Raw genomic sequence first — 13,686 nt, forward strand, 5'->3', positions numbered from 1 at the left:
CATTTCCGCCATTGCCAGATTCTAAAGATGAAAATCCCCCTTTGAAAAAGGGGGATTCTGTTTAGGGAAGGATTTTATCGAAGATCAACCTTAACGCTGCTTCCGCTTACGATATTCCACAGGCGTTTCATTGGTCCAGCGTTTAAATGCGCGATAGAACGTACTTGGCTCAGAAAAACCCGTTAAGTACACAATGCGCTCCACACTTTCATTGGTATTGGCCAATAATTTTTTAGCCAAACGACAGCGATAGTCTGACAAAATTTGCTGAAAACTGGTATTGGCTTCTGACAACTGAGTCCGTAAACGACGCGGAGTAATGTTGAGCTGCGCAGCGACCGTTTCGAGTGTGGTTTCACCGCTTTCAAGCGTTGAACCAATAGCACGGCGAACTTCACCGACCAAATCATAACGCGCCAACTCCTGAAGTTTTTCAATCGCCAACTGCTCATGCAATTGTAATAACTCAGGTTCTGCCTGCCACAATTGATACTCTAAAATAGCCGGATCAAAATACAATCGGGTTTCTTTCTGCCCTAAGCTCACAGGGCATTCATAAACACGGAAATACTCATCATCTGGCGCGCCCTGACTAAAGTTAAAGTCGATATAAATCGGCTGAAAACGCCCTTCAGTAATAAACTTAAAGAAACGCAAAACACCGGACATCGCGCATTCAGAAAAATGACGATTCACGATATTTTCTGCCCAAGGCTGATGACCATTGGTCAAATAGCAGCGGTCATCTTCAATCACCAATTGCGCATGAAAGGCATCGCTAATTAGGCGTTGATAGGCCAAAGCCCGCTTTAAACCTTCACCGAAATTCTCAGATGAAATAAATAAGTGTTCAATCACCTGCCCTCGATATAAAGGCAAATGCTCTCCCAGATGCAAACCAATATCAGGATCCTTACTGACTTCTTCTGCAGCCACCCAGAATGCAAATTGTGCATTCAATGGGGTACGGTCATTGGTTTCAACCTGATTTAATGCCACACCCGCTTTTGTTAAAATTTCTTCTGTTGGCAATCCGGCACGACGAATCGCTTGATACCCTAAACGCAACACAACAGATGCATCAGTTAGCTGACCCACTCCAGAACCTTCCTTGTATGTACTTCATTTATACCTAAAAAGATTGATTTTAGATTAACTGCGATTGACCAAACTGACAACAGTTACTGCACATTTTTTGTTGAAAATATTTAACTAAATTGTTCGCTTATTTTACTGACAGTCGATCAGTTCAAAGCCTTTTACGGCTTGTATTCTGAAAAAAAATTGACTATAATTTGCGCCTTGCTAATTTATTCATTCAGGTAGGCTATGGCCAATAAAGAGGAACTCATCGAGTTCGAAGGCGTTGTCACCGAGACGCTTCCTAATACTATGTTCCGTGTACGTTTAGAAAACGGTCATGAAGTGATTGCTCACATCTCTGGCAAAATGCGTAAACACTATATCCGTATTTTGACTGGCGACAGTGTTAAAGTAGAAATGACACCTTATGATTTGACTAAGGGTCGTATCACTTACCGTGCGCGCTAAGTTTTAGCGAAGCGAAAAAGCCACTTTATCAGTGGCTTTTTTTTGTATTTATTTCAATACAATGATAAAAATTGACTGCAAATTTGCTTTACAGTCTAAAAACATAAAAATTCGATTATAAAATTCAAAATATAAGGACATAAAATCATATGAAACATCTAGGATTAGTCAGTGCTATCTTTTGTGTGGCTTGCGCCACGACAGGCCAAAAGCAACTCAATCAATCCCTACAACACTATATTGGGCAGCCAGCTGATCAAGTTCGTAAAGAGCTCAACTTGAGTCAATTGGGCTATAAAGTGATGGGAGCACCCGTACAAAGCAATGAAAAACTCAGCTATACCATTTTACGCTCGATGCCAATCCCGATTGGTACACCAAATATCGGCACCAGTATAGCCATGGGCGCCCCTATCCCAACGCCGTCTAAAGGTGGTGTCACTGTCGATATGGAATGTAAAATCGAGTTCAAATTACGCAATCAAATAGTTGAATCCATTGACTATGTTGGCAGAGCTTGTTGATCCTGCATGAGAATACTAGAGGCTAATCTTGCTCGGATGACCGTGTATCAAATGACTACAGTGTTATACAGACCGATCTGATTAAACTGAATTTATTTCGTGAGGAATTGACCCATGAAATTTATTTTAGAACATCAGGTTTACGAAGATCAGCGTTTTATTCGCCCGATATTGAGCATGGGATGCGTTCTAAGCATCGTATTGTTGGCTGGTTGTACCACGACATCAACGATATCCTCCGTCGAACGTGAACGCTATTTAGCCTCATTTATTGGTCAATCGAGCCAAATGATTCAAGCAGAACTTAATCTCAGCAAACTCGGCTATCAAAGAACCTCTCCCGTAGAGGTCAGTTCAGACTACCTTCGTTATCGTGTTGCACGCCCGATCAGTATTCCTTTACCGATGACGGAAAATCCTGCGATGGGCATGGGCAGCGGCGCTGCTGTGCCGATTCCCAGTGGAAATACACGCTATGAGGTTGAGTTAAACTGCCTTATTCAATTTCGCTTAAAGCATAATATTGCAACTGATGTCCGATTAACTGGTCGCACCTGTTAGCGCATCAATTCTAGGGTTGATAATTTCTAGGCAAAAAAAAACGCAGCATAAACGCTGCGTTTTTTTAGATTTAACATTAGTTCAAAGCAGAAACTACAGCTTGACCCATTTCAACAGTACCGACTTGAGTACTGCCTTCTGACATGATGTCACCTGTACGTAAGCCTTGATCTAAGACATTACCTACAGCATCTTCAATTGCTTTTGCCGCCGCTTCTTCACGGAAGGTATAGCGCAGCATCATAGCAACAGACAGAATTGTTGCTAATGGGTTCGCAATGTTTTGACCTGCGATGTCTGGCGCTGAACCGTGGCAAGGCTCATACATACCTTTACCATTCTCATCTAAAGAAGCCGATGGCAACATGCCGATAGAACCGGTTAACATCGCCGCTTCATCAGACAAGATATCGCCGAACAAGTTACCTGTCACGATTACATCAAACTGTTTTGGCGCACGGACCAATTGCATGGCAGCATTGTCAACATACATATGAGACAAGTTAATTTCAGGATACTGCTCTTCTTTTAACGCAGTTACAGTTTGTTTCCAAAGCTCAGTCACTTCTAGTACGTTGGCTTTATCCACTGAACACACTTTACCACCGCGTAAGTTCGCCATTTCAAAAGCAACTTTGGCAATACGCTTGATTTCAGATTCAGCATATACGTCAGTATTGAAACCTTGTTTTTCGCCGTTTTCGAGTTCACGAATACCACGTGGTTGACCGAAATAGATCCCGCCAGTTAACTCACGTACGATCAAGATATCCAAACCTGCTACGATTTCAGGTTTTAAGCTCGACGCATCTGCAAGCTGCGGATAAAGAATTGCTGGACGTAAATTAGCAAATAAATTTAATTCTGAACGAATTTTTAATAGGCCACGTTCTGGACGAATTGAACGCTCAATGGTATCCCACTTAGGACCACCCACTGCACCCAATAAAATCGCATCAGCAGTCTTCGCTTGTGCTGCTGTTACTTCTGGATAAGGTGAACCGTGCGCATCGATCGCTGCACCACCTAAAAGACCTTGTTCCCAAGTCAAACCTAAGTTGAATTTCTCGTTTACACGTGTCAGCACTTGTTCAGCCGCTTTCACGATTTCAGGACCAATACCATCACCTGGTAAAATCAAAATATGTTTTGACATGAGTCTTTCCATTTATACGCTGGCTTGATTACCAGTCAGATTTAAAGTTTCTTTTCTACAAACTCACCAAGTCCTGTGAGGACATTGTAGGGTCGGCAGAAACGTCGAATCGTTTTTGCACCTTGCTTTAAGTCTACACAGAGCGGATCAGGCGCAGATTTATCCAGTAAACTGCCTCTATTTTTTGAACGCTCACGGTACATTTTAAAGGTGTACTCGTGTTTGGACCTAAAGTTGTGAATGACATGCAAGCGCTCTGCTTTTTCCTGAGAAATTGGATAATAGCGAATCACGATTTCATGCTGACCTGAAGGTACAGACAAATACAAAGGATTAGGCTCAGACAATGAACGACCATTCAACCGTACAATGCCTGCTTTAATCGCAGCACGTTGTACACGTTGATTATTTGGATCAACCACTTGTATTTGATCAAAACGCTCAAATTCACAGTGCGCTGTACCTGCACAGTAAATCAAAGCATTAGTGTTTGTACTTTCAGTTTCTTTCACATTTTTAATGCGTGCCGTGTCAAAGCTTTGACAGGCAGAGAGCGTTGCAAACAGCGCTCCCGTTACAACCAGCTGACCGAAGAACTTTTTCATTTTTCGAACCCAACCTGATAAATTCTGGCTAACGTATAAATTTTGTTTCGCCTGATATTAACAAGACTTAAGCCGACTGACTACTAAGAAGTTCTACAGTGACACTGACTTAAGCTTTAATGTCTGCAAATACCCAAGGGCGAGATGCTTTGGTTTTTTCTTCATAAGCACGGATATCATCGGCTGCTTGTAAAGTTAAACCGATATCATCCAAGCCATTCAATAAGCAGTGTTTACGGAATGGATCGACTTCAAATGTAAATGCTTCACCACTCGGTGTACGCACTTCTTGCGCAGCCAAATCAATGGTTAATTGATAGCCTTCAGATGCAGCACATTCTTTAAACAACTGATCGACGATCTCTTCAGACAAGATCACTGGCAACATGCCATTTTTAAAGCTGTTATTAAAGAAAATGTCCGCATAGCTTGGTGCAATGACGGTACGGAAACCATATTCTTCTAATGCCCAAGGCGCATGCTCACGGCTCGAACCACAACCAAAGTTTGCACGAGAGATCAAAATCGACGCACCTTGATAACGCGGTTTATTCAATTCGAAATCTGGGTTAATTGGACGTTTTGAAATGTCTTGACCTAAATAGCCTTCATCCAAATAGCGCAACTCATCAAATAAGTTGGCACCAAAGCCAGTACGCTTAATAGATTTCAAAAACTGTTTTGGAATAATTAAATCTGTATCCACATTGGCACGGTCTAATGGTGCAACGATACCTTGTTCAACGGTATATTTTTTCATGCGATTTGCTCCTATTAGCCCTGATTAGAAGGTACGAACGTCAACGAAGTGACCAGCGATTGCCGCAGCTGCTGCCATTGCTGGACTCACCAAATGCGTGCGACCACCATTGCCTTGACGACCTTCAAAGTTACGGTTAGACGTCGATGCACAGTGCTCACCTGGTTGCAATTTGTCGGCATTCATTGCCAAACACATTGAGCAACCCGGCTCACGCCATTCAAAGCCTGCTTCAATTAAGATTTTATCTAAGCCTTCTGCTTCTGCTTGTGCTTTGACTAAACCTGAACCCGGTACCACCATGGCTTGCTTAATCGATGCCGCCACTTTTTTACCTTTGACCACTTCAGCCGCTGCACGAATATCTTCGATGCGTGAGTTGGTACATGAACCAATAAATACACGGTCTAATTGAATATCAGCCAATGCCTGACCCGCTTCTAAGCCCATGTAGTTGTATGCACGTGTCCAGTCATTACGCTGTACGTCATCTTTAGCTTGTTCTAAAGTTGGCACTGCTTGAGATACAGGAATCACCATCTCAGGAGAAGTCCCCCAAGACACTTGTGGCTCAATCTCTTCACCTTGCAACACCACAACAGTATCAAAATGCGCGCCTTCATCAGACACTAAAGTCTTCCAATATTCTACTGCAGCATCCCACTGTTCGCCCTTCGGCGCATATGGACGGTCTTTTACATAGGCAATGGTTTTGTCATCGACAGCCACCATACCCACGCGCGCGCCACCTTCGATCGCCATGTTACACACCGTCATACGACCTTCGATCGACATATCACGGAATACTTGACCACCAAACTCAATCGCGTGACCTGTACCACCTGCCGTACCGATTTTACCGATAATCGCTAAAACCACGTCTTTAGGAGTTACGCCCTGACCCAATTGACCGTCAACACGCACCAACATGTTCTTCATTTTCTTTTGAACTAAGCATTGAGTCGCCAATACGTGTTCAACTTCCGATGTGCCGATACCATGAGCCAAGCAACCAAAAGCACCATGAGTGGCTGTATGTGAGTCACCACAAACAACCGTCATACCTGGCAAGGTTAAACCTTGCTCAGGCCCAACCACATGCGCGATCCCTTGGCGTACATCGTTGATGTCAAACTGGGCAACATCAAAAGTTTTACAGTTGTCATCTAAAGTTTGCACTTGGATACGTGAGGTATCATCTTCAATACCCGCAATACCTTCAGCACGCTCCTTAGTAGAAGTAGGTACGTTATGGTCTGGCGTTGCAACGTTAGCGCTTAAACGCCATGGTTTACGACCTGCAAGTTGTAGCCCTTCAAAGGCTTGTGGAGATGTCACTTCATGCAATAAATGACGGTCGATATACAATAATGAAGAGCCATCATCTCGTTGTTTTACTAGATGGTCATCCCACAATTTGTCATACAAGGTTTTTTTTATTTGGGTTTCCGCTTTTTGGGTTTCGCCTGCCATGTCGATTTGCTCCACTGGACTGGGTAAATTCTTTCGTTAAATCGATTATAACCACGTATTCACATAAATCTAATTTATCATTTTTATTAGTTTAAAAACTTATAGGAATGATATTTAACTGCTGATTTTCGCTGCATTTTAAAGACCATTAATGCGTTTAAAACACGCTCACTTCAATACTTTCAGCAGATGAGACTTTAGAATTTTCTCCGACTTTTTGTTCACTTTCTGCCATTTTTAAACAGTAATTTAAAAATTCAATGATCATAAATTGAATTTTCTCTTTTACATTGCAAATAAGAATCATTATTATTAACTCATTGCCAAGATTTATCAATTTAACAAGGAGCATTTTCATGGCACACATTAACAAGTTCGTCGAAAATAATCAGCGCATGTTCAAAAAAACCTTGAGCTATTACATCATGCATATCACGGTTGCGATGTTGGTTGGTTATTACGTGACAGGCAGTATTGCAATGGCTATTACATTAAGTTTACTTGAACCAACTGTTCAAGCGGTTGCCTTTTTCTTCCACGAAAAAGTCTGGGAAAAGAAAGATAAAGCTTTAGAGGAAAATATCCCCGCTTAATCCAACCCTGCTCCTTGTAAAAAAACCACCATCACGGTGGTTTTTTTTATGACCTTTAAACGTTTTTTTACTCCATCCACTTTAACTTTCTATTCATTTCATCCTATAGATTCAAATGTAGACAGCTCATCAAAGCTTGGTTTTTTGCTGTAAGGCCAGCTGTTCATGCGCCTCAACCAATTGTTCTATCGCAAGAATCAGTTTATTTTTTGCCGCATTACACTCAGCAGCTGCACGGTTTTCGTCGTCTTCATCATCTGCGATTTCATATATCGCACAGCGCTTTTCGACTGTCCCTTCAAAAATATCCAATAAATTTTTAATGTGTTTAATATCCATCGCCTTCTCCCTGTGAGATAAAACATAGCTAAAAGATGCTGCCCTGACTGTACCTGTTGCTATAATTATTCACTGAAAAGTATGTTCTCCAAGCCATCAAAACTTGAACTCATTTTTTGTTCTAGTTTAAAGCTGAGTTAAAAAGAAAAGCCATCTCTCCTCTTTAATTCAAACGGTTAAAAATACTTTTCAGCCCTATATTTTTTATATTATGCATAACTGTGGTTTCTGTTTAAAAAACAACTTTGTAACAGCGCATTTGAGCTGAAAACGTCACAGCTCAATCTCGAATCATGCAACAATCAAGCACTCGAATAACGCTATAGAACTCGGAAAATCCCCTCAGATTTAACGCGTAGTATGGCTTGAACGCCTAGTTTTAAATCAAAAGATACAACTTTTCCTTTGATTTATTCTTAAAATATTATAACAATGAGACTACGCATAAAAATTCTTTATAGGAATGAAGATGAATCTCGCAGCCTTTGAAGCCTTTGTAAAAGTTATGGAAACTGGTTCGATCTCCTTGGCAGCAGATCAGCTCTTCATTACGCAACCTGCTGTGACCAAGCGTATTCACAGTTTAGAAGAATACTTCGGTGTCAAACTTTTTGAATCAGCGGGTCGTGGTGTTCAAGCGACGCATGCAGCAAACTCTCTCTTGCCAAAAGTGAAAAGCTGGCTGAATGAATTGGGCGATATTCACCATACGCTCAGCCATGAGCAAGGTCAGGTTCAAGGTAAACTGAAAATTGGTACCAGCCATCATATCGGCTTACACCATTTACCGGCGCATTTGCGTCAATACGTACAGCAATTTCCAGAAGTGACCTTAGATGTACACTTTGTTGATTCTGAACAAGCCCATGAGCAAGTTTTGGCTGGCGACTTAGAGTTGGCATTTTTGACTTTACCACCACAAGGTGACAGCCGTTTAAAATACATCACGACATGGAATGATCCACTGGTATTCGTGGTTGCACCTTTCCATCCTTTGGCGCAAGTTGAGCATTTAACCTTAGAAGATTTGATCCAATACCCAAGTCTATTGCCTGCGGCGCAAACCTATACCAGTCAAATTACCTTAGCTGAGTTTGAAAAGTATGGACTCAAGCCCAAAGTCACCATGAGCAATAACTCACTTGAGTCGATTCGTATGTTGGTTTCCATTGGTCTTGGTTGGTCAGTCCTTCCTAAAACCTTATTGAACCAAGATTTAAAACAACTGAATTTACCTTCAAACATGAATCGTCAATTGGGCATGGTATGGCACCCAGGCCGTACTCAGTCACTTGCTGCACAAAAGCTGGTTGAATTGATGAAACACATCTAATTCATTTTTTTGCCTACAAAATTCAATTATTAATCAAGCCACTGCTATGGTGGCTTTTTATATTCATCTGTTTAAGCATTTAGAAAAAGCGAATAATTTTCTATATGTTGAATAGTCGCTTAAATTTCTTTTGCATTAAAAATGGGATCGCCTATTTCAGCCGATCCCATTAAAAAACCAAGGAAGACCTGTCAGTTTTACTTCGTCAATGAATCTTCATGTAATGATTCATTCAATTGATCGACAATAATCGCCCACTCACCATCTGACTTAATTTTTTCGGCCAAGAACTGGCGCTGAGCATCTGTCCAATAATCTGCTTCGGTAATTTTAGTTTGGGCACTGAGTTGATGCGTCACGATAAATAAAGCAATCGCGTCTTCACTCGAATCTAAACCCAGTTGTTCAAATAGATGAGTCATGCGTGGACGTACACTCATTGTCATTCTCCCTGTTAAAACTTATTGTTTATGGATACAAAATTTCTGTTTTAAGGATATAACACGGAACGAACACGCACTCAATTACAGAATTCTATAGCGGTGAAAATTGAATAAAAGGCAAACTGAGCATAATCATCACGACAGATTGAATAAATACCAACAATAAAGGCAGCCCCCAGTTCACTCCTCCTTCTTCAGCAAACACCTGTTCACTATATTTCGGCTGCTGCATATAGGCTTTGGTCTTTTGCACAGCAAAATCGCTATAAAGCCGCTTTCCGATGCCAGCGAGTATGAGGTTAGGAATCAATGACAGCCCCATCAAGACTTGTTCAGGCACACCGATGATGAGTGCCAACATGCTAATCAAAAAACCAACCGCAAAGAATAAGAAGAAATAGCGGTACATCTTTCGATAGAGTAACCAATAGGGTCCAAAAATTAGCCCTGCCCAACTCAGACCATTGTTCTGTCCAACTTGTTGTTCAATGAAATTTAAATAAGATTGAGCACGTGGCCCAATAAAGATTTGAATTAAATGTTTAAAAGAAGCTTCTGTCTGCATACGGAGCGATAGTTCAAATAAGTGAGTCGAGGGTTAATCAAAAGAACATCAAATAAAAAAGCATCTCAAGATGCTTTTTTTCCTGTTCATCTTTAGGCTTGAATTGACCAGTCTTGAATGTCCCAACCTTGTTCTTTTGCTAGGACCTCTAAACGATCATCTGGATTGACTGCAATTGCATGATCCGCATATTCCAACAGGAAACGGTCATTAATCGAATCTGAATACGCCCAGGACTCTGTCACATCACGACCTTCTAACCATTGATTCAAACGGACTAATTTGCCCTTTTGATAGCACGGAGTATTAATCACTTTACCCGTATATTTACCATTCACAACTTCGGCATTGGTCGCAATGATTTCAGTAATGCCGAATTCACGAAAAATCGGTGCGGTAATAAAATCAGACGTTGCGGTGATCCCGACCAATTGATGCCCTGCATCTTGATGGCGCTGAATGGCAGCATAGCCCTCTGGACGCATTTGCGCACGAATAACTTTTTTCATAAACAACTGATGTAACTCAGTTAAGTAGGCATTATCATGTTGGGTTAAAAACTCAAATACAAATTCGTTATAGGCAATCGGGTCAAGCTGGCCTTTTTTATAATCATCATAAAATTTGTCATTCATGGCACGATGACGAATTGGATCAACCAAGCCTTCATTGACCAAAAACTCCCCCCAAGAATGGTCTGAGTCGGTATTTAATAAGGTGTGATCAAGGTCAAACAGTGCCAATTTCATGAAAATACTCGTAAAAGCTGAAATTTAAGAAAAAAATTGTAAATCTATCTCCGCTAGTCGATAGAAATTCGTTAAGATCATAACAATTTTAACATTTTTACACTTTGCTTTTTCGAGATGGACACAGAAATAAACGTCCCCGTGAGCAAAGTCATAAATTACACAATATTTAGGTAGCCAAATGATCGATTCAGAAGGTTTCCGACCCAACGTCGGGATCATTTTGGCAAACGACATTGGACAAGTTTTATGGGCAAAGCGCATTGGTCACAATGCCTGGCAATTTCCACAAGGAGGTATCCAACATGGAGAAACCCCCGAACAGGCACTTTACCGTGAGCTGAGAGAAGAAGTTGGCTTACTGCCCGAACACGTCCAGGTGATAGCACAAACCCAAGGGTGGTTGCGCTATCGTTTGCCACATCGGTATATACGTACCGATTCAGCCCCCGTTTGTATTGGTCAAAAGCAAAAGTGGTTTTTATTGAAACTGACAGCTTCAGCACAGCATATTCAGCTTGATTTGTCAGATCCACCTGAGTTTGATCAATGGCAATGGGTCAGCTATTGGTACCCACTAGGACAAGTGGTGAATTTTAAACGCGATGTATATCGTAAAGCCATGGTGGAACTTTGCAGTCAGCTTCCACAAAAGCCGTAAAAATTTGCAGAATGGATGCAGATTTTTAGGATGAGTGTTGTTATAAATAAAGCAGAATAAATTTTGGAGCAGACACGATGTCGAACATGCAGCTGGATACATTAAGACGCATAGTCCAAGAGATTAATGCGTCAGCCAGTTTGCATGAATCTTTAGACATAATGGTCAATCAAGTGGCAGAAGCCATGCATGTGGATGTCTGCTCAATCTACTTGCTTGATGAACGAAACCATCGTTATTTACTGATGGCTTCTAAGGGTTTAAACCCTGAAGCCGTTGGGCATGTCTCTTTGCATACCAGTGAAGGTTTGGTTGGCTTAGTGGGACAACGTGAAGAAATCGTCAACTTAGACAATGCTCCCAAACACGAACGCTTTATGTATCTGCCAGAAACAGGGGAAGAAATTTACAATTCCTTCCTCGGTGTTCCGGTGATGTATCGCCGTAAAGTTATGGGCGTCTTGGTGGTTCAAAACAAAGAACCTCAAGACTTTAGCGAAGCTGCCGAATCCTTCCTCGTGACCCTATGCGCTCAGCTTTCAGGGGTGATTGCCCATGCACATGCCGTCGGCAATATCGAAGTCTTTCGTAAGCCGAATAATCTGCCAGCGTACAAAACCTTCCAAGGCATTTCAGGTTCAGGCGGTATTGCCCTAGGTCGGGCAGTTATCTTATATCCACCTGCTGACTTGGCTTCAGTCCCCGATCGTGAAGCCGATGACATTAGTGAGGAGCTCGAATTACTCGACAATGCCATAGACGCAGTTCGCCAAGAAATTCAGTCGCTTGATGAAAAAATGCAAGATGCCCTCATGGCTGAAGAACGGGCATTATTTAGCGTGTTCTTACGGATGCTCGATGCCAATGCCCTCCCCGCGGAAATCAAAAGTGAAATTCGCGACGGTAACTGGGCACAAGGTGCTGTTCGCATTGTCATTGATAAACACATTGCGCTCTTTGCACAGATGGAAGATGACTATCTCCGTGAGCGTGTTTCAGACTTAAAAGATCTGGGGCGTCGTATCCTGGCTTTTTTACAAGAAGCAGATGCCAGTCACCGTGAAATCACCGATGAAAGTATTTTAATTGGTGAGGAAATTTCTACAGCTGCTTTGGTTGAACTCCCTGTCGATAAAATCGCAGCGATTGTGACCACTGAAGGTGCCATGAACTCACACATGGTGATTGTAGCGCGTGCTCTCGGCATTCCAACTGTGGTTGGTGTGACTGAACTTCCGATTAACACCCTTGATGATGTCGAAATGATTGTCGATGCACATCAAGGTCGTGTATTCATCAATCCACCTCGTCGTTTACGCACACGTTATAAAGAGATTCAAAAAGAAGAAGAGCAAATTGCTAAAGATCTGAAGCAATACGAAACCAAAGATGCCATCACCCCTGATGGCGTCGCAGTTCGATTGTTTGTAAATACCGGCTTGATGATCGATGTAGTTCGCGGTGTACAACGTGGCGCCAAAGGTGTCGGTCTATACCGTTCTGAAATTCCATTTATGCTGCGTGATCGCTTCCCAGGTGAAGAAGAACAACGGGCGATTTACCGTCAACAGCTCAGTCATTTTGCCAATAAACCCGTAGTGATGCGTACCCTCGATATTGGTGCAGATAAAGACCTTCCTTATTTCTCGATTGAAGAAGAAAACTCTGCACTGGGTTGGCGTGGGATTCGCTTTACCCTTGATCATCCTGAGATTTTTTCAGCCCAAATTCGTGCAATGCTCAAAGCCAGTATTGGCCTGAACAACTTGCATATTTTGCTGCCGATGGTGACCAGTGTCAGCGAAGTCGAAGAAGCGTTGTATTTGCTCGATCGTGACTGGCAAGCGGTGCAAGAAGAAGAACAGGTGAAAATTACTAAACCCAAAATCGGCATCATGGTCGAAGTGCCGAGTGTGCTATTACAGATCGATGAATTTGCTGAATTGGTTGACTTCTTCTCAGTGGGATCAAACGATTTAACCCAATATTTACTTGCGGTTGACCGTAATAACCCACGTGTTGCCAATGTCTATTCACACTCACACCCAGCCGTACTTCGTGCGCTGACTCGTTTGGTGCAAGAATGTCATAAATACGACAAGCCGATTAGTATTTGTGGGGAAATGGCTGGTGATCCACTCACCGCTATTTTATTGATGGCAATGGGCTTTAATACCCTATCGATGAGTTCGAGTAATATCCTGAAAGTTCGTAAAGCCATCTGCCATGTGCCGATGCCAGATGCAAAAGAGCTCTTGAATCGTGCCTTAAGCATGAATAATCCACTGATGGTGAAAAGCTTAATGGAGTATTACTTTAAGACTCATGGTCTAGGTGATATGGTGAAATCAGCGACACGAATAGTCAGTTAAA

17 protein-coding genes are annotated in these 13,686 nt (G+C 42.0%); 7 read left to right on the top strand and 10 right to left on the bottom strand.

Going from position 1 to position 13,686, the window contains the following annotated elements; genetic code table 11:
- Nucleotides 1-90 precede the first annotated feature (90 nt).
- Nucleotides 91-1,098: an AraC family transcriptional regulator gene (locus FTU62_RS00350; protein WP_078189717.1), complete on the bottom strand. Its 1,008-nt coding sequence runs from the start codon at nt 1,096-1,098 to the stop codon at nt 91-93.
- A gap of 231 nt (nt 1,099-1,329) precedes the next feature.
- Between FTU62_RS00350 and infA the strand changes: the two genes are divergently transcribed.
- From infA to FTU62_RS00365, 3 genes are all read left to right on the top strand, one after another.
- Entirely contained in the window at nt 1,330-1,551 is a 222-nt protein-coding gene (gene infA / locus FTU62_RS00355; protein ID WP_001284370.1) for a translation initiation factor IF-1, read from the top strand.
- A gap of 149 nt (nt 1,552-1,700) precedes the next feature.
- Nucleotides 1,701-2,075 carry a hypothetical protein gene (locus FTU62_RS00360; RefSeq protein ID WP_078192753.1) on the top strand — a complete coding sequence of 125 codons (375 nt, stop codon included), beginning with the start codon at nt 1,701-1,703 and terminating at the stop codon, nt 2,073-2,075.
- Between the two features lie 114 nt (nt 2,076-2,189).
- Complete coding sequence (locus tag FTU62_RS00365; RefSeq protein WP_373886306.1) at nt 2,190-2,636, top strand: hypothetical protein; 447 nt, start codon at nt 2,190-2,192, stop codon at nt 2,634-2,636.
- Between the two features lie 76 nt (nt 2,637-2,712).
- On the opposite strand, the gene leuB is transcribed toward FTU62_RS00365, so the two are convergent.
- From leuB to FTU62_RS00390, 5 genes are all read right to left on the bottom strand, one after another.
- Entirely contained in the window at nt 2,713-3,792 is a 1,080-nt protein-coding gene (gene leuB, locus FTU62_RS00370; protein ID WP_078192754.1) for a 3-isopropylmalate dehydrogenase, read from the bottom strand.
- Nucleotides 3,793-3,833: 41 nt separating this feature from the next.
- Nucleotides 3,834-4,397 (bottom strand): hypothetical protein, encoded by a 564-nt coding sequence (locus tag FTU62_RS00375; RefSeq protein ID WP_180101440.1) that lies wholly within the window; start codon nt 4,395-4,397, stop codon nt 3,834-3,836.
- A 109-nt stretch (nt 4,398-4,506) separates the two neighbouring features.
- On the bottom strand, nt 4,507-5,157 hold the full coding sequence (gene leuD, locus FTU62_RS00380) for a 3-isopropylmalate dehydratase small subunit (protein ID WP_180062913.1): 651 nt from the start codon (nt 5,155-5,157) through the stop codon (nt 4,507-4,509).
- Nucleotides 5,158-5,181: 24 nt separating this feature from the next.
- Nucleotides 5,182-6,630 carry a 3-isopropylmalate dehydratase large subunit gene (gene leuC, locus FTU62_RS00385; RefSeq protein ID WP_180007147.1) on the bottom strand — a complete coding sequence of 483 codons (1,449 nt, stop codon included), beginning with the start codon at nt 6,628-6,630 and terminating at the stop codon, nt 5,182-5,184.
- A 157-nt stretch (nt 6,631-6,787) separates the two neighbouring features.
- Nucleotides 6,788-6,988 (bottom strand): hypothetical protein, encoded by a 201-nt coding sequence (locus FTU62_RS00390; protein WP_180026618.1) that lies wholly within the window; start codon nt 6,986-6,988, stop codon nt 6,788-6,790.
- On the opposite strand from FTU62_RS00390, the gene FTU62_RS00395 reads away from it, so the two are divergent.
- Entirely contained in the window at nt 6,987-7,223 is a 237-nt protein-coding gene (locus FTU62_RS00395; RefSeq protein WP_180101442.1) for a DUF2061 domain-containing protein, read from the top strand. The two genes, FTU62_RS00390 and FTU62_RS00395, sit on opposite strands and share 2 nt — an antisense overlap.
- Nucleotides 7,224-7,352: 129 nt before the next feature.
- Here the strand turns inward: FTU62_RS00395 and FTU62_RS00400 are convergent, their stop codons facing one another.
- Entirely contained in the window at nt 7,353-7,562 is a 210-nt protein-coding gene (locus tag FTU62_RS00400) for a hypothetical protein (RefSeq protein WP_111884091.1), read from the bottom strand.
- A gap of 469 nt (nt 7,563-8,031) precedes the next feature.
- Between FTU62_RS00400 and FTU62_RS00405 the strand changes: the two genes are divergently transcribed.
- Complete coding sequence (locus FTU62_RS00405; protein ID WP_078189725.1) at nt 8,032-8,895, top strand: LysR family transcriptional regulator; 864 nt, start codon at nt 8,032-8,034, stop codon at nt 8,893-8,895.
- A gap of 197 nt (nt 8,896-9,092) precedes the next feature.
- On the opposite strand, the gene FTU62_RS00410 is transcribed toward FTU62_RS00405, so the two are convergent.
- From FTU62_RS00410 to FTU62_RS00420, 3 genes are all read right to left on the bottom strand, one after another.
- Nucleotides 9,093-9,335, bottom strand: coding sequence for a DUF2789 family protein (locus tag FTU62_RS00410; protein ID WP_078189726.1), 243 nt, complete (start codon nt 9,333-9,335; stop codon nt 9,093-9,095).
- A gap of 94 nt (nt 9,336-9,429) precedes the next feature.
- Entirely contained in the window at nt 9,430-9,903 is a 474-nt protein-coding gene (locus FTU62_RS00415; RefSeq protein WP_180062911.1) for a DUF2628 domain-containing protein, read from the bottom strand.
- Nucleotides 9,904-9,995: 92 nt separating this feature from the next.
- Nucleotides 9,996-10,652, bottom strand: coding sequence for an HAD family phosphatase (locus tag FTU62_RS00420; RefSeq protein WP_180034967.1), 657 nt, complete (start codon nt 10,650-10,652; stop codon nt 9,996-9,998).
- 181 nt (nt 10,653-10,833) lie between these two features.
- Here FTU62_RS00420 and FTU62_RS00425 point away from each other — a divergent pair, with 181 nt between their 5' ends.
- Both FTU62_RS00425 and ptsP read left to right on the top strand, forming a co-directional pair.
- The gene (locus tag FTU62_RS00425; RefSeq protein WP_078192761.1) at nt 10,834-11,313 is read left to right on the top strand and encodes an RNA pyrophosphohydrolase; all 480 of its coding nucleotides are present in this window, start codon (nt 10,834-10,836) and stop codon (nt 11,311-11,313) included.
- 77 nt (nt 11,314-11,390) lie between these two features.
- On the top strand, nt 11,391-13,685 hold the full coding sequence (gene ptsP, locus FTU62_RS00430; RefSeq protein WP_180101444.1) for a phosphoenolpyruvate--protein phosphotransferase: 2,295 nt from the start codon (nt 11,391-11,393) through the stop codon (nt 13,683-13,685).
- The last annotated feature ends 1 nt before the right edge of the window (nt 13,686 follow it).

It is taken from the genome of Acinetobacter sp. YH12126 (assembly GCF_013418745.1).
Lineage (GTDB): Bacteria > Pseudomonadota > Gammaproteobacteria > Pseudomonadales > Moraxellaceae > Acinetobacter > Acinetobacter amyesii.